The 23,219-nt window shown below is 55.8% G+C and carries 23 protein-coding genes; 1 reads left to right on the forward strand and 22 read right to left on the reverse strand.

Features of this window, described 5'->3' with window-relative positions; translation table 11 throughout:
• The first annotated feature begins 1 nt into the window (after position 1).
• The gene (locus ACA051_RS29845) at positions 2-1,273 is read left to right on the forward strand and encodes an AAA family ATPase (RefSeq protein ID WP_497372991.1); all 1,272 of its coding nucleotides are present in this window, start codon (positions 2-4) and stop codon (positions 1,271-1,273) included.
• Between the two features lie 2 nt (positions 1,274-1,275).
• On the opposite strand, the gene ACA051_RS29850 is transcribed toward ACA051_RS29845, so the two are convergent.
• From ACA051_RS29850 to rpmH, 22 genes are all read right to left on the reverse strand, one after another.
• Positions 1,276-2,181 carry a TniQ family protein gene (locus tag ACA051_RS29850; RefSeq protein ID WP_497372993.1) on the reverse strand — a complete coding sequence of 302 codons (906 nt, stop codon included), beginning with the start codon at positions 2,179-2,181 and terminating at the stop codon, positions 1,276-1,278.
• A gap of 150 nt (positions 2,182-2,331) precedes the next feature.
• Positions 2,332-4,164: a glutamine--fructose-6-phosphate transaminase (isomerizing) gene (glmS, locus tag ACA051_RS29855; protein WP_497372995.1), complete on the reverse strand. Its 1,833-nt coding sequence runs from the start codon at positions 4,162-4,164 to the stop codon at positions 2,332-2,334.
• Between the two features lies 1 nt (position 4,165).
• Positions 4,166-4,942 (reverse strand): DeoR/GlpR family DNA-binding transcription regulator, encoded by a 777-nt coding sequence (locus ACA051_RS29860; protein WP_010465456.1) that lies wholly within the window; start codon positions 4,940-4,942, stop codon positions 4,166-4,168.
• Positions 4,943-5,189: 247 nt separating this feature from the next.
• A complete protein-coding gene (gene glmU / locus ACA051_RS29865; protein WP_497306665.1) occupies positions 5,190-6,557 on the reverse strand; it encodes a bifunctional UDP-N-acetylglucosamine diphosphorylase/glucosamine-1-phosphate N-acetyltransferase GlmU in 1,368 nt (455 codons plus the stop codon).
• A gap of 116 nt (positions 6,558-6,673) precedes the next feature.
• Positions 6,674-7,099, reverse strand: coding sequence for a F0F1 ATP synthase subunit epsilon (locus tag ACA051_RS29870; protein ID WP_497306667.1), 426 nt, complete (start codon positions 7,097-7,099; stop codon positions 6,674-6,676).
• A 45-nt stretch (positions 7,100-7,144) separates the two neighbouring features.
• The gene (gene atpD / locus ACA051_RS29875; protein ID WP_008155715.1) at positions 7,145-8,524 is read right to left on the reverse strand and encodes a F0F1 ATP synthase subunit beta; all 1,380 of its coding nucleotides are present in this window, start codon (positions 8,522-8,524) and stop codon (positions 7,145-7,147) included.
• Positions 8,525-8,551: 27 nt separating this feature from the next.
• Positions 8,552-9,412 (reverse strand): F0F1 ATP synthase subunit gamma, encoded by an 861-nt coding sequence (atpG, locus tag ACA051_RS29880; RefSeq protein WP_497306669.1) that lies wholly within the window; start codon positions 9,410-9,412, stop codon positions 8,552-8,554.
• A gap of 50 nt (positions 9,413-9,462) precedes the next feature.
• Entirely contained in the window at positions 9,463-11,007 is a 1,545-nt protein-coding gene (gene atpA / locus ACA051_RS29885) for a F0F1 ATP synthase subunit alpha (RefSeq protein ID WP_497372997.1), read from the reverse strand.
• A gap of 21 nt (positions 11,008-11,028) precedes the next feature.
• Entirely contained in the window at positions 11,029-11,565 is a 537-nt protein-coding gene (locus tag ACA051_RS29890) for a F0F1 ATP synthase subunit delta (RefSeq protein ID WP_497306671.1), read from the reverse strand.
• A 12-nt stretch (positions 11,566-11,577) separates the two neighbouring features.
• The gene (locus ACA051_RS29895) at positions 11,578-12,048 is read right to left on the reverse strand and encodes a F0F1 ATP synthase subunit B (protein WP_007948090.1); all 471 of its coding nucleotides are present in this window, start codon (positions 12,046-12,048) and stop codon (positions 11,578-11,580) included.
• A 56-nt stretch (positions 12,049-12,104) separates the two neighbouring features.
• Entirely contained in the window at positions 12,105-12,362 is a 258-nt protein-coding gene (gene atpE, locus ACA051_RS29900; protein ID WP_002555987.1) for a F0F1 ATP synthase subunit C, read from the reverse strand.
• Positions 12,363-12,495: 133 nt separating this feature from the next.
• Entirely contained in the window at positions 12,496-13,365 is an 870-nt protein-coding gene (gene atpB, locus ACA051_RS29905) for a F0F1 ATP synthase subunit A (protein WP_162437614.1), read from the reverse strand.
• Positions 13,366-13,381: 16 nt separating this feature from the next.
• Positions 13,382-13,789, reverse strand: a complete 408-nt coding sequence (locus ACA051_RS29910) for a F0F1 ATP synthase subunit I (RefSeq protein ID WP_007948092.1) — start codon at positions 13,787-13,789, stop codon at positions 13,382-13,384.
• Between the two features lie 148 nt (positions 13,790-13,937).
• Positions 13,938-14,810: a ParB/RepB/Spo0J family partition protein gene (locus ACA051_RS29915; protein WP_497372999.1), complete on the reverse strand. Its 873-nt coding sequence runs from the start codon at positions 14,808-14,810 to the stop codon at positions 13,938-13,940.
• Positions 14,811-14,819: 9 nt separating this feature from the next.
• Positions 14,820-15,617 carry a ParA family protein gene (locus ACA051_RS29920; protein WP_090177596.1) on the reverse strand — a complete coding sequence of 266 codons (798 nt, stop codon included), beginning with the start codon at positions 15,615-15,617 and terminating at the stop codon, positions 14,820-14,822.
• 18 nt (positions 15,618-15,635) lie between these two features.
• Positions 15,636-16,280: a 16S rRNA (guanine(527)-N(7))-methyltransferase RsmG gene (rsmG, locus tag ACA051_RS29925; RefSeq protein WP_102594524.1), complete on the reverse strand. Its 645-nt coding sequence runs from the start codon at positions 16,278-16,280 to the stop codon at positions 15,636-15,638.
• Complete coding sequence (gene mnmG, locus ACA051_RS29930; protein WP_077748851.1) at positions 16,277-18,175, reverse strand: tRNA uridine-5-carboxymethylaminomethyl(34) synthesis enzyme MnmG; 1,899 nt, start codon at positions 18,173-18,175, stop codon at positions 16,277-16,279. Before mnmG ends, rsmG begins: the two co-directional genes overlap by 4 nt.
• Before the next feature lie 549 nt (positions 18,176-18,724).
• Positions 18,725-20,095 carry a tRNA uridine-5-carboxymethylaminomethyl(34) synthesis GTPase MnmE gene (gene mnmE, locus ACA051_RS29935; protein ID WP_497306675.1) on the reverse strand — a complete coding sequence of 457 codons (1,371 nt, stop codon included), beginning with the start codon at positions 20,093-20,095 and terminating at the stop codon, positions 18,725-18,727.
• Positions 20,096-20,174: 79 nt separating this feature from the next.
• Positions 20,175-21,860, reverse strand: coding sequence for a membrane protein insertase YidC (gene yidC, locus ACA051_RS29940; protein WP_497306677.1), 1,686 nt, complete (start codon positions 21,858-21,860; stop codon positions 20,175-20,177).
• A 2-nt stretch (positions 21,861-21,862) separates the two neighbouring features.
• Entirely contained in the window at positions 21,863-22,108 is a 246-nt protein-coding gene (yidD, locus tag ACA051_RS29945; RefSeq protein WP_010465488.1) for a membrane protein insertion efficiency factor YidD, read from the reverse strand.
• Positions 22,101-22,502, reverse strand: a complete 402-nt coding sequence (rnpA, locus tag ACA051_RS29950) for a ribonuclease P protein component (RefSeq protein WP_497310686.1) — start codon at positions 22,500-22,502, stop codon at positions 22,101-22,103. The genes yidD and rnpA overlap by 8 nt, the downstream gene beginning before the upstream one ends.
• A 16-nt stretch (positions 22,503-22,518) precedes the next feature.
• Complete coding sequence (rpmH, locus tag ACA051_RS29955) at positions 22,519-22,653, reverse strand: 50S ribosomal protein L34 (RefSeq protein ID WP_003213577.1); 135 nt, start codon at positions 22,651-22,653, stop codon at positions 22,519-22,521.
• Positions 22,654-23,219 lie beyond the last annotated feature (566 nt).

The raw sequence follows: 23,219 nt of genomic DNA on the forward strand, positions 1-23,219 counted from the left end.
TATGGATTATCTTCGCGAGAAGATTACAATCCGACCAGAACCTGTTAGCGAACTAGACAGCATTGAACCTAATTTGGCAGCAGAACTGTTTGGCGGCGTACTAAAGGAAATTTTCGTTCCCAATAAATTTACCCTTGAATTCATTGCAGAGGTGGTGGGCAGAGCAGCCGCTCACTCAGCCAAGAACTTTGACACAGAAAGAAGTTATGTCAATAGAATGTACTACCCACAGTCTGGTGAGGTATTTCCCATCTGTCTAACCGGCTTAGCAGGCGTAGGAAAAACTGAAACTATCAATGCGTTGCGACGCGTCATGCCCGGCCCAGTTGAAATAGAAGTTGGTCATTATCAGCAGCCGCATGCCGTTTACTCTCACTGGTACGCTAGCGCTCGCGGCAAAGCGTCTGGTAAGCAACTTCTAATGAATTTCCTGGGCCATGAGGGCTCGACACGAGAAAACGTTGCAATCCTGCTACACAGATGCCAACAGCGCGCTAATCAGAACGGTATATCGCTGGCAGTACTGGAAGAAATGCAGCACGTGAATACCGGACAAGGTGCCGCCAAGGTAACGGATCTACTCCTAACTATGTCTGGCCTGAATATACCAATGGTTTTCGTATCGAATTATAGTCTGATCCATAAACTTCTTAGACGTAACAGCGAAGATAGACAGCGCCTCTTATCAGAGCCAAGAGTGATGCTTCCAGATGAACCAGACTCCAAGCCTTGGTCCGATTACATAAGCGAATGCATAGCTGCCAGCAACGGGCGAATTCGTGCTAACGTCGAGGACTTGGCAAAAGAAGTCTATCGCGGCAGTTTTGGAATCAAACGGCTCGCAGTGCAGCTTTTAAAGCTTTCTTACTTAGAAGCTCGGAACTCAAACCGCATGTGGATAGGTCTTGAAGATGTGCACCGAGCTTACATTTCAAGCTCCTACTTTTCTCATCGAGATGACGTGGAGGAACTGGAGCGCCAAGCTATTCAGAAAAATAAGGCCAGTCGCCTAGATCTACGCTGCCCATTCGGTATACCAATTCGATCCAATGTAATTCAGTTTGCTAGGAAAGATCGTGACAACCGTGCGGCTCAAGCTGTATTCGAGGGCGCACTGACCGCGACTGAGCGGGAAACACACAAAAATCTTAAGCTTGGCTCAGACGCAAGCCCCCCAAGCACTAAACGTCCTAAGCGTACCAGCATTGAAAAGCCAACGGACGAGAGTTTATTGGATGCATTCAATGAAATCTTTGATCCAAAGGTCGATTAAGATTAAAAATTCAATGGCTTATATTCACGTACTACGTGCATCGAATCATCCGTGCATTTCACTAAGCCACCTCTTTGACGAATATCATCCACCAACGACCCGAAGCTCCCATACATGGTTGCTACGACTTGTATCAATTGTTGGCTATAACGGTGATCTGGCCTGTAATCTGAATCAATTCTCGGAATAGAGAACCTGAAGAACTCTAGGCGAGCCTCAACTGCTTCCAATTCTTCTTCTGAAATTTCTTCACTAGATGCCATGTCTGTGGCCTTTTCTTTAAGGTGTTGAATTAGTTCATCACGTAAAAGATAAAATCTTGATTGCCCTATTTCTTCGTATATCTTTGAATAGGTTTGCTCGCTGGCATCGCTATTTATTGTCTCACGGAATTCATAGACGTGACGCCCTTTACATCCTTTCCATAAAAGGGAATAGCCATATCCATGGTCGTGTACTTCAATGCTCTTTTTACAAACTGGGCATTTTCTTAGTAAAACGACATTATGCTTGGCGCACACATTCACGTAGCGATGATCTCTCCTCCAGTACGCAAATCCTATCGATTCAATATCTTCTTTGACGCACGCAATGCAGAAGGCAGGTCGTATATCTTCGGTTTCAAACCTTGTTGTACTCGATAGATACGTGCTTCCTGAATAACCTACTTGGAAAGCTTGTCTGAAAGTTGCAAGTTGAGGGTAGCTGGTATGGTCGTGCAGGAGACGATTAAAACCGTAACAGTTGTCGCTGCCTATAGCCCCAGCGATTACGCGGATTGCTGATGCCCTCATGTAGAAGCGCGAGATTTTCATGAGAGGGATTGCAGATGGGGCTTGCGAATTCAGATAGATATGCCGCTCCAAAAAGGAGCGCAAGGACTCGTTGGGCAGAATGGTCAGAAGCAAGGGCGAGCGTCTCGGAATTCTGCAAAGCAGGGATGGCCAGAAGCAATGACGTCGTTTGGAGCCCCGAGAGACTCCAAAACGAGACAGTTTTTAATACCTAGAGACAGTTTTTAATCCTGAAGACCAATAGTTTGATCACCTGTGGATAACTTATTCCACCGTCACCGACTTAGCCAGATTCCGCGGCTGGTCAACGTCCGTGCCTTTCAACACCGCCACGTAATACGACAGCAACTGCAGCGGGATGGTGTAGAGGATCGGCGACAGGATGTCGTGGATGTGCGGCATGTGGACAACGTGGGTGCCTTCGCCGTTGGTCATGCCGGCTTTTTCGTCTGCGAAGACAACCAGCTGGCCGCCACGGGCGCGGACTTCCTGGAGGTTGGACTTCAGCTTCTCCAGCAGTTCGTTGTTCGGCGCCACGGTGACCACGGGCATGTCGTTATCCACAAGCGCCAAGGGGCCATGCTTCAGTTCGCCGGCCGGGTAGGCTTCGGCGTGGATGTAGGAGATTTCCTTGAGTTTCAGGGCACCTTCCATTGCCACTGGGAACTGCGCGCCGCGACCGAGGAACAGGGTGTGGTTCTTCTCGGCGAACAGCTCGGCGATTTTCTCCACGGTGCTGTCCATGGCCAAGGCTTCGCCCAGACGGGTTGGCAGACGACGCAGTTCTTCAACCAGGGTGGCTTCGACGCCTTTGGCCAAGGTACCGCGAACTTGACCCAGGGACAGGGTCAGCAACAGTAGGCCGACCAATTGCGTGGTGAACGCTTTGGTCGAGGCCACGCCGATTTCGCGACCGGCCTGGGTCAACAGGGTCAGGTCGGATTCACGCACCAGCGAGCTGATGCCAACGTTGCAGATCGCCAGGCTGGCGAGGAAACCCAGTTCCTTGGCGTTGCGCAGGGCGGCCAGGGTGTCGGCGGTTTCGCCGGACTGGGAGATGGTGACGAACAGGGTGTTCGGCTGCACCACGACTTTGCGGTAGCGGAATTCGCTGGCGACTTCGACCTGGCACGGGATACCGGCCAGTTCTTCGAGCCAGTAACGGGCAACCATGCCGGCGTGGTAGCTGGTGCCGCAGGCGACGATCTGTACGTTGCGCACTTTGGCGAACAGCTCGGCAGCCTGTGGACCGAAAGCCTGCACCAGGACACCGTTCGGGCTCAGACGACCTTCGAGGGTGCGTTGAACCACGGACGGTTGCTCATGGATTTCCTTGAGCATGAAGTGGCGGAATTCACCCTTGTCGGCCGCTTCGGCGCCGTCGCGGTACTGCACGGTTTCACGCTCGACGGCTTGGCCGTTCACGTCCCAGATGTGCACGCTGTCACGGCGAATTTCGGCGATATCGCCTTCTTCCAGGTACATGAAACGGTCGGTGACCTGACGCAGGGCCAACTGGTCGGAAGCGAGGAAGTTTTCACCCAGGCCCAGACCGATCACCAACGGGCTGCCGCTACGCGCTGCCACCAGACGATCCGGCTGATCGGCACTGATAACGGCCAGACCATAAGCACCGTGCAACTCTTTAACGGTGGCTTTGAGGGCCACGGTCAGATCGCACAGATCTTTGAGTTTGTGGTTCAGCAGGTGGGCGATGACTTCGGTGTCGGTGTCCGAGGTGAACACGTAACCCAGAGCTTTCAGCTGTTCACGCAGGGCTTCGTGGTTCTCGATGATGCCGTTGTGCACCACGGCCAGATCGCCGGAGAAATGCGGGTGCGCGTTGCGCTCGCACGGCGCACCGTGAGTGGCCCAACGGGTGTGGGCGATGCCCAAGCGACCGACCAGCGGTTCCGCTTCAAGGGCGATTTCCAGCTCGCTGACCTTGCCCGGACGACGCATGCGCTCGAGCTTTTCGTCGTTGGTGAAAACCGCCACACCGGCGCTGTCGTAGCCACGGTATTCCAGGCGCTTGAGGCCTTCGAGCAGGATGGCGGTGATGTTACGTTCTGCGACTGCGCCGACAATTCCACACATGCTATTTCTCCTGACTGACAGCCGCGCAAATCAAATTGATGCCGCGGGCCTGAATCTGATCGCGTGCCGCTAGTGGCAGGCGTTCATCGGTAATGAGGGTATGGACGCTGCTCCAGGGCAGCTCCAGGTTGGGAATCTTGCGGCCGATCTTGTCGGCCTCCACCATCACGATCACTTCACGGGCGACGTCAGCCATGACCCGGCTCAGCCCCAGTAATTCGTTGAAGGTGGTGGTACCGCGAACCAGGTCGATGCCATCGGCACCGATGAACAACTGGTCAAAGTCGTAAGAGCGTAGTACCTGCTCGGCGACCTGGCCTTGGAAGGACTCGGAATGCGGGTCCCAGGTGCCACCGGTCATCAACAGCACCGGTTCGTGTTCGAGTTCGCTTAACGCATTGGCCACGTGCAGGGAGTTGGTCATCACTACAAGGCCCGGCTGCTGGCCGAGTTCCGGGATCATCGCGGCAGTGGTGCTGCCGCTGTCGATGATGATCCGCGCATGTTCGCGAATCCGCGTAACAGCTGCGCGGGCGATGGCTTGCTTGTATTTGGAAACCGGTTGGCCGATGTCGGCGACCAGCTCCTGTGGCATGGTGATCGCTCCGCCATAACGGCGCAGCAGCAGACCATTACTTTCAAGCGCGGCCAAATCCTTGCGAACCGTAACTTCCGAAGTTTCGAAGCGCTTGGCCAGCTCATCCACACTGACTTCGCCCTGTTCATTGAGCAAGGCGAGAATGTTGTGGCGGCGTTGGGGTGTATTGCGTTTCGACATGAGCTGACAAGTTTCGATTCGAAAGATAACGGAAGCAATCAAAACCTATCGGCGAAACTTCGTCAAGCCGGTGCACGAAAAAAATTCTGTGGATAACCCATTCGCGAGCAAGCCCGCTCCCACATTAGATCGTTTGTGAACACTGCCTTTGTGTTCGACATAGACCCAGTGTGGGAGCGGGCTTGCTCGCGAATACGATAAATCAGGCTGTGAATATCTCAAACCTGATCAAATCATTGGGGATAACTCAGCTCTTTTTAAGCTTCACCGGCCGTTTCCAGCCATCAATGTTCTTCTGACGTGCCCGACCCACCGCCAACTGTGCGTTATCCACATTCTGGGTAATGGTCGAACCGGCCGCTGTGGTCGCACCAGAAGAGATATCCACAGGCGCCACCAACGAGTTGTTGGAACCGATGAACACATCTTCACCCAATACAGTTTTCCACTTGTTGGCGCCGTCGTAGTTGCAAGTGATAGTGCCCGCGCCAATGTTGGTGCGCGCGCCAATCTCGGCATCACCCAGGTAAGCCAGGTGACCGGCCTTGGCGCCTTCGCCCATGTGGGCGTTTTTCAGCTCGACAAAGTTACCCACATGCGCGCGAGCCTCAAGCACCGTCCCCGGACGCAGCCGTGCGAATGGACCGGCATCGCTGCCTTCGCCCAGAATCGCGCCTTCGATATGGCTGTTGGCCTTGATCACCACGCCTTTGCGCAAGGTGCTGTCCTTGATCACACAGTTCGGGCCAATCACCACGTCATCTTCAATGACGACCTTGCCTTCGAGGATCACGTTGATATCGATCAGCACGTCGCGGCCGACGGTGACTTCACCGCGTACATCGAAACGCGCCGGGTCACGCAGGGTCACGCCTTGAGCCATCAAGCGGCGACCGGCGCGCATTTGATAGTGACGCTCGAGTTCGGCGAGCTGCTTGCGATCGTTGGCGCCCTGCACTTCCATGGCTTCATGGGGTTGCTCGGTGGCCACCACCAGACCATCGCTGACCGCCATCGCGATCACGTCCGTCAGGTAGTACTCGCCCTGGGCATTGTTGTTGGAGAGACGGCTCATCCAGCCGCCGAGTTGCGCGAAAGGCAGCGCCAGAATGCCGGTGTTGCCTTCAGTGATTGCGCGCTCGGACTCATTGGCGTCTTTCTGCTCGACGATGGCCGTGACCTTGCCGGCGGCATCGCGGACGATTCGGCCGTAACCGGCCGGGTCATCCAGCTCGACGGTGAGCAAGCCCAATTGCTGCGGTGCCACTTTCTTGAGCAGACGTTGCAGGGTTTCTACCTCAATCAACGGCACGTCACCGTACAGGATCAGTACGGTGTCGGACTCGATGAACGGCACGGCCTGAGCCACCGCATGACCGGTACCCAGCTGTTTGTCCTGCAAGACGAAATTCAGATCGTCCGCCGCCAGACGCTCGCGCACCGCTTCGGCGCCATGGCCAATCACCACGTGGATGCGCTGTGGATCAAGTTGCCGGGCGCTGTGGATAACATGGCCAAGCATCGAGTTGCCGGCAATCGGGTGCAGAACTTTCGGCAACGCCGAACGCATGCGAGTGCCTTGACCGGCAGCGAGGATAACGATTTCAAGAGACATGACTGGCTACCAATCCTGGGTGGTCAGCGGCTGCGACCAGGTTATGAAAATCGGAAAAGAAAAAAGGGTAGCCGAGGCTACCCTTTTTAATCAATCTCGCAACAAGCAATGGCCTATTAGTGGCCAAACTTCTTGCGGATCTGCTGGACGGTGCGCAGCTGAGCTGCGGCCTCGGCCAGACGTGCGGCAGCAGAACCGTAATCGAATTCCGCGCCCCGCTCATGCAAGGCCTTCTCGGCAGCCTTAACGGCTTCCTGAGCGGAGGCTTCATCCAGGTCGGCAGCACGTTGCACGGTGTCGGCAAGAACCTTGACCATGTTCGGCTGAACCTCGAGGAAACCACCGGAGATGTAATACACCTCCTCTTCCCCGCCCTGCTTGATCAGGCGGATCGGGCCCGGCTTGAGATTAGTGATCAGCGGCGCGTGACCCAGGGCGATACCAAGATCACCCAGTGCACCGTGCGCAACCACCATCTCGACCAGACCGGAAAAGATTTGCCCTTCCGCGCTGACGATATCGCAATGGACTGTCATAGCCATCTGATTGCCTCAACCTAAATTAGCGCCCGTTGCCGGGCGCCGGGATTACAGTTTCTTGGCTTTCTCGATCGCTTCTTCGATGCCGCCGACCATGTAGAACGCTTGTTCTGGCAGGTGGTCGTAGTCACCGTTGAGGATGCCTTTGAAGCCAGCAATGGTGTCTTTCAGGGAAACGTATTTACCCGAGGCACCGGTGAAGACTTCAGCCACGAAGAACGGCTGCGACAAGAAACGCTGGATCTTACGAGCACGGTTTACCAACTGCTTGTCGGCTTCCGACAGCTCGTCCATACCCAGGATCGCAATGATGTCCTTCAGTTCTTTGTAACGTTGCAGAACATACTGTACGCCGCGAGCGGTGTCGTAGTGGTCCTGGCCGATTACGTTCGGGTCCAGCTGGCGCGAAGTCGAGTCGAGTGGATCGACCGCTGGGTAGATACCCAGGGAAGCGATGTCACGGGACAGTACGACGGTGGCGTCCAAGTGGGCGAAGGTGGTCGCTGGCGACGGGTCAGTCAAGTCATCCGCCGGTACGTATACCGCCTGGATCGAGGTGATCGAACCGTTCTTGGTCGAAGTGATACGCTCTTGCAGAGTACCCATCTCTTCGGCCAGGGTCGGCTGGTAACCTACTGCGGAAGGCATACGGCCCAGCAGTGCGGATACTTCAGTACCGGCCAGGGTGTAACGATAGATGTTGTCGACGAACAGCAGAACGTCGTTACCTTCGTCACGGAACTTCTCGGCCATGGTCAGGCCAGTCAGTGCTACGCGCAGACGGTTACCCGGCGGCTCGTTCATCTGACCGTAAACCAGTGCCACTTTGTCCAGAACGTTGGAATCCTTCATCTCGTGGTAGAAGTCGTTACCCTCACGAGTACGCTCACCCACACCGGCGAACACGGAATAACCGCTGTGCTCGATGGCGATGTTACGGATCAGTTCCATCATGTTTACGGTTTTGCCTACACCGGCACCACCGAACAGACCGACTTTACCGCCCTTGGCGAACGGGCAAACCAGGTCGATAACCTTGATGCCGGTTTCCAGCAGGTCGTTGCCGCCCGCTTGTTCAGCGAAGGTTGGCGCAGGACGGTGAATGCCCCAGCGCTCTTCGGTGTCGATCGGACCCGCTTCGTCGATCGGGTTGCCCAGTACGTCCATGATCCGGCCCAGAGTCGCTTTACCGACAGGTACGGAGATGGCAGCGCCAGAGTCGGTGACTTCCAGACCGCGCTTCAAGCCTTCGGTGGAACCCATCGCAATGGTACGAACCACGCCGTCGCCCAGCTGTTGCTGAACTTCGAGGGTGGTTTCAGCCGCGCTCACTACTTTCAGCGCGTTGTAGATGCTCGGTACGCTGTCGCGTGGAAATTCCACGTCGATAACGGCGCCGATGATTTGAACGATACGTCCGCTACTCATAGCTGGATCCTCTGAATATTTGAACCGTTAAACCGCGGCAGCGCCGCCGACGATTTCCGAGATCTCTTGGGTGATCGCAGCCTGACGCGCCTTGTTGTAGACCAGCTGCAAATCGCTGATCAAATCACCGGCGTTGTCGGTAGCGTTCTTCATCGCGATCATCCGCGCAGCTTGTTCAGCCGCGTTGTTCTCGACCACCGCCTGGTAGACCTGCGACTCCACGTAACGGACCATCAAGCCGTCAAGCAGCTCTTTGGCGTCCGGTTCGTACAGATAATCCCAGTGGTGCTTGAGTTCCTGATCCGGGGTTGCCACCAGTGGAATCAATTGCTCCACGGTAGGCGATTGCGTCATGGTGTTGATGAACTTGTTGGACACAACGCTCAGACGGTCGATACGACCATCGAGGTAGGCATCCAGCATCACCTTGACGCTGCCGATCAGATCATTGATCGATGGCTCTTCACCCAGGTGGCTGATAGCTGCTACGACGTTACCGCCGAAGTTGCGGAAGAAAGCCGCACCCTTGCTACCAATAACACACAGATCAATCTCGACGCCGTTTTCGCGGTTTACCGCCATGTCCTTGACCAAAGCCTTGAACAGGTTGGTGTTCAAGCCACCACACAGACCACGGTCACTGCTTACCACGACATAACCGACGCGCTTTACTTCACGGTCGAGCATGAACGGGTGGCGATATTCCGGGTTGGCGTTGGCCAGATGGCCAATAACCTGGCGGATGCGCTCCGCATAAGGACGGCTAGCAGCCATGCGCATTTGTGCCTTGCGCATTTTACTGACCGCCACTTTTTCCATGGCGCTGGTAATCTTTTGCGTGCTTTTGATGCTCGCAATCTTACTGCGAATCTCTTTTGCGCCTGCCATGTAACACCTATCAGGTTAGCAAGCGGGAGCCTTGCGGCTCCCGCTGCGGCTTACCAGGTTTGGGTGGCCTTGAACTTCTCGATACCGGCTTTCAAGCCAGCGTCGATTTCGTCATTGAAGTCACCCTTCACGTTGATCTTCGCCATCAAATCGGCGTGATCGCGGTTGAAGAAAGCAATCAGCGCTTGTTCAAAGCTGCCGATCTTGGTGATTTCGACGTCAGTCAGGAACCCACGCTCAGCGGCATACAGCGACAGCGCCATGTCAGCGATCGACATTGGTGCGTATTGCTTCTGCTTCATCAGCTCGGTAACGCGCTGACCATGCTCAAGTTGCTTACGGGTCGCTTCGTCCAGGTCAGAAGCGAACTGGGCAAATGCCGCCAGTTCACGGTACTGAGCCAGAGCGGTACGGATACCACCGGAGAGCTTCTTGATGATCTTGGTCTGAGCGGCACCACCCACACGGGATACCGAAACACCGGCGTTCACAGCAGGACGGATCCCGGAGTTGAACATGGCCGATTCCAGGAAGATCTGACCGTCGGTGATGGAAATCACGTTGGTCGGAACGAACGCGGAAACGTCGCCAGCCTGGGTTTCGATGATCGGCAGTGCGGTCAGGGAACCGGTTTTGCCGGTCACTGCGCCGTTGGTGAACTTCTCTACGTATTCTTCCGAAACGCGGGATGCGCGCTCCAGCAGACGGGAGTGGAGATAGAACACGTCGCCTGGATAAGCTTCACGGCCTGGTGGACGGCGCAGCAGCAGGGAAATCTGGCGGTAAGCCACTGCTTGCTTGGACAGATCGTCATAAACGATCAGCGCGTCTTCACCGCGGTCGCGGAAGAACTCACCCATGGTGCAACCGGAGTACGGTGCCAGGAATTGCAGTGCTGCAGATTCCGAAGCGCTCGCCGCCACGACGATGGTGTTAGCCAGTGCGCCGTTTTCTTCCAGCTTGCGAACCACGTTGGCGATGGTCGATTGTTTCTGACCGATCGCTACGTAGACGCAGAAAATGCCGCTGTCTTTCTGGTTGATGATCGCGTCGATCGCCAGAGCGGTTTTACCGATCTGACGGTCACCGATGATCAGCTCACGCTGGCCACGGCCGACAGGGATCATGGCATCGACAGCCTTGTAGCCAGTCTGTACAGGCTGGTCTACCGACTTACGCCAGATCACGCCTGGAGCAACTTTCTCGACCGCATCGGTCTCGGTGTTGTTCAGCGGACCTTTGCCGTCAACTGGGTTACCCAGTGCGTCGACTACGCGACCCAGCAGTTCCTTACCAACCGGAACTTCGAGGATGCGGCCGGTGCACTTGGCGCTCATGCCTTCAGCCAGAGACTGGTAGGAGCCCAAAACAACGGCACCTACGGAGTCTTGCTCCAGGTTGAGAGCCATACCGAAGACGCCGCCCGGAAACTCGATCATCTCGCCGTACATGACGTCGGCCAGACCGTGAATCCGCACGATACCGTCAGATACGCTGACGACAGTGCCTTCGTTACGGGCTTGGGAGGTCACATCGAGCTTGTCGATGCGGCCCTTGATAATTTCACTTATTTCGGAAGGATTGAGTTGCTGCATTGCTCTGCTGCCCCTTCAAACTCAAGATTTCAATGCTTCGGCAAGGCTCGCGAGTTTACCGCGAACCGAGCCATCGATAACCAGGTCGCCGGCGCGGATGACAATGCCCCCAATAAGGGATTTGTCTTCCTCGACTTGCAGGCGCACTTCCCGGTTGAGTCGTGCACTGAGAACCTTGGCGAGTTTGTCTTGCTGTTCTTGGTTCAATGCAAAAGCACTGGTGACGTCCACATCTACCGATTTCTCTTGTTCAGCCTTGTACAGGTCGAACAGAGCGGCGATCTCCGGCAGAAGCGGGAGACGGTCGTTTTCGGCAACGACGTGAATGAAATTCTGTGCCTTGGCATCGAACTTGTCGCCACACACGTCAATAAACGTGGTGGCCTTGTCTGCGCTCGTCAGTCGCGGGGCCTTGAGCACGCGCTGCATGGTGTCGTCTTGCGACACTGCTGCAGCCAGGCCGAGCATGGCTGACCAAGAGGCCAGTTGCTGGTGGGCCTGGGCGTGCTCGAAGGCTGCCTTAGCGTAAGGTCGGGCCAACGTGGTCAATTCTGCCATGATCGCCCTCGCTTAAATTTCAGCAGCCAGTTTGTTTACCAGCTCCGCGTGCGCGTTTTGATCGATTGTGGAACCCAGGATCTTCTCGGCGCCAGAGACTGCCAGGCTACCCAGTTGGGCACGCAGCGCATCTTTGACACTGTTCAGTTCCTGCTCGATCTCGGCCTGAGCCTGAACCTTCACACGGTCAGCGTCGATACGGGCTTTTTCAACAGCCTCTTCAACAATCTGGTTACCGCGTTTCTTGGCTTGCTCAATGATTTCGGCTGCCTGAGCTTTTGCTTCGCGCAGTTGCTGACCCGCTTTATCTTGGGCCAGCTCCAGGTCGCGAGCTGCTCGGGCGGCAGCGTCCAGTCCATCCGCGATCTTCTTCTGACGTTCGTGCAAAGCCGCGATGACCGGAGGCCACACGAACTTCATGCAAAACAGTACAAAAATGAAGAACGCAACGGACTGGCCAATCAGGGTTGCATTAATGTTCACGCCAACACCTCGCTCGTTCGTTGCACATCACACCAATTACTCGAAGGTTCGAGTAATTAGCCAGCGAGTTGACCAACGAATGGGTTCGCGAAAGTGAAGAACAGAGCGATACCAACACCGATCATGGTTACGGCGTCGAGCAGACCGGCAACGATGAACATTTTAACTTGCAGCATTGGAACCATTTCTGGCTGACGCGCTGCGCCTTCCAGGAACTTGCCGCCCAACAGGCCGAAACCAATTGCGGTACCCAGTGCGCCCAGGCCGATCAACAGTGCAACAGCGATAGCGGTTAGACCAACTACAGTTTCCATCTTTCCTCCCGACTTTTACGTCGTATGGTTTAGGTTTTTTAGATTTTAAAGCGGTAAAACAAATCGTTTCATAGCCCTGTTCGGGCACCCACCCGTTTGACCGGGTGGGACATCAGACTAGTCGAGACTGGTCTTAATGGTTCTCTTCGTGCGCCATCGACAGGTAAACGATGGTCAGCATCATGAAGATAAACGCCTGCAGGGTAATGATCAGGATGTGGAACACAGCCCACGCCCACTGCAGAACTACGCCCAGGCCGCTAAGCCAGAGCAGACCGCTGCCGAACATCACAGCAATCAGAATGAAGACCAGCTCGCCGGCATACATGTTGCCGAACAGACGCAGTGCCAGAGAGATTGGCTTGGCGATCAGGGTGACGAATTCCAGCAGGAAGTTCACCGGGATCAGCAGCGCTTGCAGGAAAATGTTCTTGCTGCCAAACGGGTGCAGGGTCAGTTCGCCGATGAAGCCGCCGATGCCCTTGACCTTGATGCTGTAGAAAATGATCAACGCGAACACCGACAGGGCCATGCCCAGGGTAGCGTTCGGGTCAGTGGTCGATACGGCACGGAACGGAATGTGCGCATCACCGGTGATCAGGATGGCCAGCTGAGGAATCCAGTCGACCGGGATCAGGTCGACGGCGTTCATCAGGAAGACCCAGACGAAGATGGTCAGTGCCAACGGTGCAATCACCGGGCTACGGCCATGGAAGCTGTCTTTCACGCTGCCATCGACGAATTCGACCAATACTTCAACGAAGTTCTGCAAAGCACCAGGCTGACCGGAAGTCGCCTTCTTCGCCGCCATGCGGAAAAGAAGAACGAAGATCAGACCCAACGCGACCGACCAGCCGAGAGTATCGACGTGGAAAGCCCAGAAACCCATTTCTTTGGCTTCTGCTGCGGTGTGGGCAAAACCCCACCCGCCAGTTGGGTGCTGACCGAAGGTCAGGTTCTGCAAGTGGTGCTGGATATAGCCCGAAGCGGTTGTTTCTGCCATGGTTGCCTCAAACGCCCTAAGGTCTCGAAAGTCTTGTTCTCATCAGCAGGGGCGCGAACCAGCTGACCAGTTGGGTCAACACGAAGACGCCGAATACAGCTAGCGGCGCCAATGGCTTCACACCTGCGAACGTCAATGCAAAGAGCACTGCCGTCAAAATCAGTTTCCCCGCCTCACCGGCATAAAAAGACCGGACGATGGCTTGGGCTGCTCGGGCGCCGGAAAACCGAAATGCCCTGTGAGCGAAATAAACATTGGGCAGCAAGGCTATCAGGCCTCCGCAAAGTCCTGAGTACCCGGCTACGACTCCATGCCAGTACCAGAGCGCCAAAGCGGCCAGTACCAAAACGACAAATTGAGCCAGTAAGACCGGAAAAACTGCCAGGCGATGGAACGGCAAGCGGTTTGGCGTGCGGCTCTCCATCGTTTTTGCTCCCCAATGATCGGCTGCCAGAATTCAGTTACTTGGCATAATTTGTGCCGACAAAATGCGCGCAGAGTATAGGGGCGGTTCTGCCCCTATTCAACTGTCAGGTAGTGATTTCCGACTGCACGCTACATGAGGAAATGTTTCAACGAATGTGCGCGAGCACACCTTGAAGCTCATCGAGGGAGTTGTAACCAATAACCAACTGCCCTTTCCCCTTCTTTCCGTGGCGGATCTGCACCGCAGAGCCTAGGCGTTCAGCCAGACGCTGCTCGAGTCGGGCAATATCAGGGTCCTGTTTAACCGGTTCAGCAGGCTCCTGTTTGCCACTCAACCACTGGCGAACCAGTGCCTCGGTCTGGCGCACAGTCAGCCCCCGTGCGACAACATGTCGCGCCCCTTCAACCTGTTGATTCTCCGGCAAACCGAGCAAAGCACGGGCATGACCCATTTCCAGGTCGCCGTGCGACAGCATGGTTTTGATAACTTCCGGCAACGCGATCAAGCGTAGCAGGTTGGCCACGGTCACGCGGGATTTGCCTACGGCTTCGGCCACTTGTTGCTGAGTCAGGTGGAATTCCTGCTGCAAACGCTGCAAGGCCACGGCTTCTTCGATGGGATTGAGGTCTTCGCGCTGGATGTTCTCGATCAGCGCCATGGCGATCGCGGTTTCATCCGGCACATCGCGAACCATCGCCGGGATGGTTTCCTGGCCAGCCTGCTGGCTGGCGCGCCAGCGGCGTTCACCGGCGATGATTTCAAAACGACCGCTGCCGATCGGACGCACCACGATCGGCTGCATCACGCCCTGGGCCTTGATCGACTGCGCCAGTTCTTCCAGCGCCTGAGGATCCATGTCCCGACGCGGCTGGTACTTGCCGCGCTGGATCAGGTCCAGGGGCAGGTGCTGCAGCTCACGCTGATCGGCCTGCACCGCTTGTTCTTCCAGCGAGCTGACAGTCGGACCACTCAGCAGTGCATCCAGTCCACGTCCGAGACCTCGTTTCTTGACGGCCATGGGGATTCCTTAAGTTGCCTGAGCGGCGGCGGTGCGTGAGTTTTTACGTTGACGACGAACAAGCTCGCCGGCCAACGCCAGATAGGCGATAGCGCCACGCGATGCTTTGTCGTAGGCCAGCGCCGGCATCCCATAGCTGGGTGCTTCGGCCAGACGGATGTTGCGCGGGATGACGGTGTCGTACAGTTGCTCGCCGAAGTGTTCCTTGAGCTGCGCCGACACATCGTTCATCAGGCTCAGGCGCGGGTCATACATGGTCCGCAACAGGCCTTCGACCTTCAGATTCGGGTTGAGCAATTCAGCGATGCGCTTGATGTTATCCACAAGGTCGCTCAAGCCTTCGAGCGCGAAGTACTCGCACTGCATGGGGATAATCACCCCATCAGCCGCGACCAACGCGTTCAGCGTCAGCATCGACAACGACGGCGGGCAGTCGATCAAAATGTAATCGTAGTTTTCACGGATGGGCGCCAACGCACTGCGCAGGCGACTTTCCTTCATCTGCATTTCCAGCAGAACCACTTCGGCCGCGGTCAAGTCACGGTTGGCCGGCAACAGCTGGTAACCGCCGTGCTCGGAGTAGTGCATGGCCTGAGCCAGGTCGCACTCGCCGATCAGCAGGTCGTAGACCGAGTTTTCCAGCCCGTGTTTATCCACACCGCTACCCATGGTGGCGTTGCCCTGTGGATCGAGATCGATCAACAGCACCCGGCGCTTGGTAGCGACCAGGGAAGCTGCGAGGTTGATGCAGGTGGTGGTTTTACCCACACCACCTTTCTGGTTCGCTATCGCGAATACCTTAGCCATTCTTGCTTGTGTTCCCAATCATGCCGTGCGGCGCAGTATCAGCAGATGGCGTTGGCCTTGGCAACCAGGTACGGCCAGGGCGTGTTCGCTATCGAGGTGGAAGTCTGCCGGCAATGCTACCAGCTCATCAGCCGGATGAACGCCCTTCATTGCCAGCCAGCGTGTATCGGCATCGCCCAAGTGGCGAGTCCAGTTGCTGAAGTTTTCCATGCTGCTGAACGCCCGGGAGATGATCCCGTTGAATGGTTGGGCAGGCTGGAAAGCTTCGACGCGGCTGTGGATAACTTGCAGGTTATCCAGTTTGAGTTCGAGTTTGACCTGGGTCAGGAAGCGGGTTTTCTTGCCGTTGCTGTCCAGACAGGTCACTTGCGACTCTGGGAACAGGATGGCCAACGGAATACCCGGCATGCCGCCGCCGCTGCCAACGTCCAGCCATCGACCGTTCTCGACAAACGACATCACGCTCAAACTATCGAGCAGATGACGGGAGACCATTTCGTCCGGATCGCGCACGGCGGTCAGGTTGTAAGCCTTGTTCCATTTGATCAACAGGGCCAGGTAGCCCAGCAGCTGCGCGTGCTGGGCTTCTGTCAGCGTGACACCGAGCTGGCGAGCACCTGTGGATAACTCTTCGGCATGTTGCGAGGTGACCAACGAACTCAAGCGCTTTGCTCCAACTGACGGCCCGCGCCGCGTTTTTTCAAATGAATCATCAACAGCGAAATCGCTGCCGGCGTGACGCCCGGGATACGTGACGCCTGGCCCAAGGTTTCTGGACGGGTCGCGCCGAGCTTGCTCTGGATCTCTTTGGAGAGACCGGAAATGTTTGTGTAATCGATATCCACAGGCAGTTTTGTATCTTCGCTGGCCCGCAGACGAGCGATTTCATCCTGTTGGCGATCGATGTAGCCGGCGTATTTGGTCTTGATTTCGACCTGCTCGGCGACTTGTGGATCTTCCGCGCCCCCACCGGTCACGGCGATCAGACCAGCGTAGTCGATTTCCGGACGGCTCAGCAGGTTGAGCAAATTGTATTCGTGGGTCAGCGGCGTACCGAACTTCTCGGAAATCGCATCGCCCTGCTCAGTGCCCGGGCGGACCCAGGTACTTTTCAGGCGCTGCTCTTCGAGGTCGATGCTTTCGCGTTTCTTGCAGAAAGCCGCCCAACGCGCGTCATCCACCAGACCCAGCTCGCGACCTTTTTCGGTCAGTCGCAGGTCGGCGTTGTCTTCACGCAGGATCAGGCGGTATTCGGCACGGGACGTGAACATCCGGTACGGCTCTTGAGTTCCGAGAGTAATCAGGTCGTCGACCAACACCCCGATATACGCCTCGTCGCGGCGCGGGCACCAGGCATCTTTGCCCTGTGCACGCAGCGCAGCGTTGGCCCCGGCCAGCAAACCCTGGGCGCCGGCTTCTTCGTAACCGGTGGTGCCGTTGATTTGCCCGGCAAAAAACAGACCGCCGATGACTTTGGTTTCGAGGCTGTACTTCAGGTCACGCGGGTCGAAGTAGTCGTATTCGATGGCGTAGCCGGGACGAACAATGTGCGCGTTTTCCATGCCGCGGATCGATTGCACGATCTGCAATTGCACGTCGAACGGCAAGGATGTGGATATCCCGTTCGGATAAAGCTCGTGTGTAGTCAAACCTTCCGGCTCGATGAAGACCTGGTGGCTTTCCTTGTCGGCAAAGCGGTGGATCTTGTCTTCGATCGACGGGCAATACCGCGGGCCGATGCCTTCGATCAACCCCGCATCGGAATACATCGGCGAACGATCGAGGTTCGCGGCAATGATTTCGTGGGTGCGGGCGTTGGTATGGGTAATCCAGCAGCTCACCTGTTTCGGGTGTTGCTCTTTGGAACCCATGAACGACATCACCGGGATCGGTGTATCGCCTGCTTGCTCGGTCATCACCGAAAAATCAACAGAACGACCGTCGATACGCGGTGGTGTACCGGTTTTCAGGCGACCGACCCGCAGTGGCAATTCACGTAGTCGATGAGCCAGGGCAATTGACGGCGGATCGCCGGCGCGACCACCGGAATAATTCTGCAAACCGATGTGGATAAGTCCACCGAGGAACGTGCCAGTGGTCAACACCACGGAATCGGCGAAGAAACGCAGACCCATCTGGGTAACAACACCGCGCACTTGTTCCTGTTCGACGATCAGGTCATCAGCGGCTTGTTGAAATATCCACAGGTTCGGCTGGTTTTCCAATGCTTCGCGGACAGCCGCCTTGTACAGAACTCGGTCTGCCTGAGCACGAGTGGCACGTACGGCCGGACCTTTGCGACTGTTCAACACGCGAAATTGAATACCACCTTTGTCGGTAGCCATGGCCATCGCGCCGCCGAGGGCGTCGATTTCTTTCACCAGATGGCTTTTACCGATTCCGCCAATGGCGGGGTTGCAACTCATGGCACCGAGGGTTTCCACGTTATGCGTCAGCAACAGGGTTTTTGCACCCATACGTGCTGAGGCCAGTGCTGCCTCGGTACCGGCATGACCGCCGCCGATGACGATCACTTCAAAACGGGAAGGGAAATCCACCACGCACCTCGTGCCTGCTTCAGTTAGGTAATCAGGAATAGTTTGAGATCAGGTTTCTGGACCTGGTCGGCAAGTATAGGGACTTCGCTCTTCCTAAAGAACCCTTTGCACAAAATTTAACCAGCTGTGGAGAAGTCGGGGTTATAGAAATTAAAAAGAGAGAAATTTATTAAATCTTTGTTTTTATGTTTATTTCTACTGAGGCCATTTTCTGTGGATAGATCCATGCAGGCCTTTATATTCAATATGTACAGAGATTCAAAACCCTGTGGTCATGTACCAAGGAGGCCCTTGGATAACCGGTTTAAGCCTGTGGATGAAAGGGATGGTTATCCACAGGGGCGGTTATCTTCAGTTTTCAGGCCCTGTTATCAACTGCCCTTAGTGGCAGTTACACACAGGGCTTAATCCACAGAAAAGTGCGGATCGGCCAAATCCCGCACACGGAAATCCGCTCAAGCAGAAAGAATCTGCTCGGCACTGGAGGAAATTTAAGACAAGGGAGGGAACAGACAGGCGCGAACGGCCTGTCTGTGAATATCGGAAGGACTATTTACCGATGCAGAAGCTGGAAAAAATGCGTCCCAGCAGGTCATCCGAGCTGAATGCGCCGGTGATCTCTCCCAAAGAGTGCTGAGCCTGGCGCAAATCTTCAGCTAGCAGCTCGCCAGCACCCGCCAGGGTCAACTGCGCACGGCCATGTTCAAGGGATGCGCTGGCGTGTCGCAACGCATCAAGGTGACGCCTGCGTGCACTGAAGCTGCTTTCCGAGGTCTGCTCATAGCCCATGCAAGCCTTCAGATGTTCGCGTAGCAGTTCCAGCCCCATTCCGGCGGATTTTGCACTGAGGCTGATCGTGACATGGCCATCTTCACTGACTTCCAGGGCAATTGCTTCACCCGTCAGGTCGGCCTTGTTACGAATCAGCGTGACTTTGGCTGGATCCGGACGGGTTTCGAGGAACTCCGGCCATAACGCGAACGGATCAAGTGCCTCAGGAGCCGTCGCGTCAACGACCAACAGCACCCGATCTGCCTCGCCGATGGCTTTCAACGCCCGCTCGACGCCGATTTTTTCCACCTGGTCATCGGTATCCCGCAGACCCGCAGTGTCGACCACGTGCAACGGCATGCCATCGATGTGGATATGTTCGCGAAGAATATCCCGGGTGGTGCCGGCAATCTCAGTCACGATCGCGGCTTCTCGTCCGGCCAAGGCGTTCAGCAGGCTGGATTTACCAGCATTCGGCCGGCCGGCGATCACCACGGTCATACCGTCACGCAGCAAGGCACCCTGCCCGGCTTCTCGTAGTACGGTGGATAACTCGTCACGCACTTTGTCGAGCATGCTCAGTACGTGACCATCGGCGAGGAAGTCGATTTCTTCTTCAGGGAAGTCGATCGCCGCTTCGACATAGATGCGCAGGCCAATCAATTGCTCGGTGAGGTTATGCACACGCTCGGAGAATGCGCCCTGCAAGGAACGCAGGGCATTTCGTGCAGCCTGTGCAGAACTCGCCTCGATCAAATCAGCGATGGCCTCGGCCTGAGCCAGGTCGAGTTTGTCATTGAGGAACGCGCGCTCGCTGAACTCACCCGGCCGGGCCAACCGACAGCCCAGTTCCAGGCAACGCTTGAGCAGCATATCCAGAACTATAGGACCGCCATGGCCCTGTAGTTCCAGCACATCTTCACCGGTGAATGAGTTCGGGCCGGGAAAATACAGGGCGATACCTTGATCCAGCACCTCATCGTTTTCACTGAGGAACGGGCCGTAGTGGGCGAATCGCGGCTTGAGTTCACGACCGCTGAAGGCCTTGGCCGCAACACTCGCCAGCGGCCCGGAAATACGGACGATGCCCACACCGCCGCGACCTTGAGCGGTGGCGACGGCGGCGATGGTTTCACGAGGAACGCTCATAAACCGTTATCCAGACAAAAGTGACAGATAGCAAAACGCCCCACTAGGGGGCGTTTTGAGTGGTTATCCACAGTGTAAATCAGGCAGCTGCTTTAGTAGCTGCTTCGACTTTACGAGTGATGTACCACTGTTGGGCGATCGACAGGCAGTTGTTCACTACCCAGTACAGCACCAGACCTGCCGGGAACCACAGGAAGAAGAAGGTGAAGATGATTGGCATCAACTTCATCACCTTGGCCTGCATCGGGTCCGGAGGAGTCGGGTTCAGCTGCTGCTGGATGAACATGGTTGCACCCATGATGATCGGCAGAATGAAGAACGGATCCTTGATCGACAGGTCAGTAATCCACAGCATGAACGGCGCTTGGCGCATTTCAACGCTTTCCAGCAGAACCCAGTACAGCGAAAGGAAAACCGGCATCTGCACGAGGATTGGCAAGCAACCACCCAACGGATTGATCTTCTCTTTCTTGTACAGCTCCATCATGGCCTGCGACATTTTCTGCCGGTCATCGCCATGTTGCTCTTTCAGCGCAGCCAGTTTCGGTGCCACTGCACGCATGCGCGCCATGGATTTGTAGCTGGCAGCCGACAGCGGGAAGAAAATCCCCTTGATCAGCATGGTCAGGAAGATGATCGACCAGCCCCAGTTACCGATCAGCGCGTGGATATGTTGCAGCAGCCAGAAGATTGGCTGGGCAATGAACCACAAAATGCCGTAGTCGACGGTCAATTCCAGACCTGGGGACAACTCTTTCAGCACGGCCTGGCTTTTTGGACCGGCGTACAGAACAGCGCTGACTTCAGCTTTTGCACCTGGTGCAACGGTCACTGCCGGAGCGGTGTAGCCGATGATGTAGTTGCCTTTGCTGTCTTTACGGGTCTGGACGACGTTGTTTTCGCCCTTGGCCGGAATCCACGCGGTCACGAAGTAGTGCTGCAACCAGGCGACCCAGCCACCTTGAACTGTTTCTTTCAGCGAGGCCTTGTCCATGTCACCCATCGACACTTTCTTGTACGGCTCGTTACTTGTCCACAGGGCGGCGCCCAGGTAAGTCGCTGTGCCGGTGGCAGTGCTGGAAGAAGGATCGGAGCTGGCGTCACGCTTCAGCTGGGCGAACATCGCACCCGACCAAGGCTTGGCGCTTTCGTTGTCGATCAGGTAGGAAACGGTTACGTCATACAGGCCACGTTTCACGGTGAAACGCTTGATGTAGTTGACGCCGTCCTTGCTGAACTTGAGGTCCACGACCAATTGGTCCTGACCGTCAGCCAACTGGTAAATCTTCTTCTCCGAGGAGTAAACCGGGCGACCGGCTGGACTTGCGTCCGGACCGTCGGTACCGATCAAACCGCTCTGGGCCAGATAAGTCCGCTCGTTGCCATTATCGAACAGCTGGAATGGAATTTCCGGATGGTCCTGGCGACGTGGATACAGCGGCAGCGTCAGCTGGGCGACATCGCCACCTTGTGGATCGACAGCCAGGTTGAGCACATCCGTTTTGATCTGGATGAGGTCTTTGCTTACAGCTACTGGTGTTTCAGCAGGTGCAGTTGCACTGGTATCACTTACGGCGCGTGGAATGTCGTCACTGACAGAAGCATTATTGCCAGTCGCCGTGTCCGGTAGGCCCGGTGCGGTAGTACTGGAAGCAACATTCTGAGTCGGCAGGGCAGCCTGGCCATAGTCCTGGTTCCATTTAAGAACCATAACGTAGGACACGATTGCCAGGGCGACGATCAGGATCGTGCGTTTGATATCCATGATTACTCGGCCATCGAAGAAGAACGGGAGGTAGGGATAGGTGGAACCGGGTCATAACCACCGGGATTCCACGGATGACAGCGACCTAAACGACGAAAGGTCAGCCAGCCACCGCGCAGAAGGCCATGATTTTCTATGGCTTCATACGCGTAGCAGGAACAACTGGGGTAGAAACGACAGTGACTGGCCATCAGGGGACTAATGGCATAGCGATAAAACTGGATCGGAACGAGTGCCAGTTTACGCATCGGGACTGTCTACCCCTACAGTTTCGGTTTTGACTTCTGGTACCGGCTTGCTACGTGCCAGACGCTTCCAGAGCTTGCCGAAATGCTGAATCAATTCGGGGTTTTCTACGTCACCCAAACCTTTGCGCGCGACGATAACGATGTCCCATCCGACCAGTGAATCCTGGTTCAGGCGAAACGATTCGCGCATCAGACGTTTGAGGCGATTGCGCTCGACGGAGAGCTTTACGCTCTTTTTCCCGATTACCAGCCCGAGACGGGGGTGATCGAGATCGTTGTTGCGCGCAAGGAGCAGGAGATTTTTCCCCGGAACCTTGCCGGTAGGGGAGTCAAAGACTGCCTTGAAATGCCGGGGAGTAAGCAGACGCTTTTCCCGACTGAAGTCCTGACTCACCTCCAGTGCCGGATTATCAAACTGCCAGACGCGCACGACCTTTGGCGCGACGACGCGACAGGACGGCGCGACCGTTCTTGGTAGCCATGCGAGCACGGAAACCGTGGGTACGAGCGCGTTTGATAGTGCTTGGTTGGAAAGTACGTTTCATTGTCGTGTTACCTGGTTCGTCCACAACGGGCCGGAATGGCCCCCGTTTTAAGAGACCGGGGATTCTAGAGAAAGCAAGCCTCTAGGTCAATTTCCAACCAGCGTTTCCTTATAAATAGATCTGCAGGCGTTTTCTCGTCCGCAGGTCTTCGCTAGATATAGAAATAAAGAAGGAAGTTATTTAAAGCTTTTCTGTAAAGCTTATAAAAGCTAGGGACGTGATCATCTGTGGATAACTACCTTTAGCCCTTCTATCTCGTGCTGTACAGAGAATGACAACTACAGTGGAAAACAGGGGGCAGCCTGTGCTGCACTGTCGGATAAGCTGTGTGTGAAAGGGGCATTTATCCACAGGCAGGTTATCCACCGAGTTTCGCCCCCACTTGTCCAGTGCCCTCATGGGTGGTTATCCACAGAGCTTATGCACATACCATTGGTCGCCTTTTTGGCGGTTAACGCGTTGATAATTCATGGCCTGTGCGCAACCTGCATGTGGATAAGTGGGCGTCTGGCCGCTACAATGGCCGCTTGTTTTTGCCTCACCGGCTTTCAACTTAGGGGATATCC

Source organism: Pseudomonas sp. LBUM1669, from assembly GCF_059695705.1.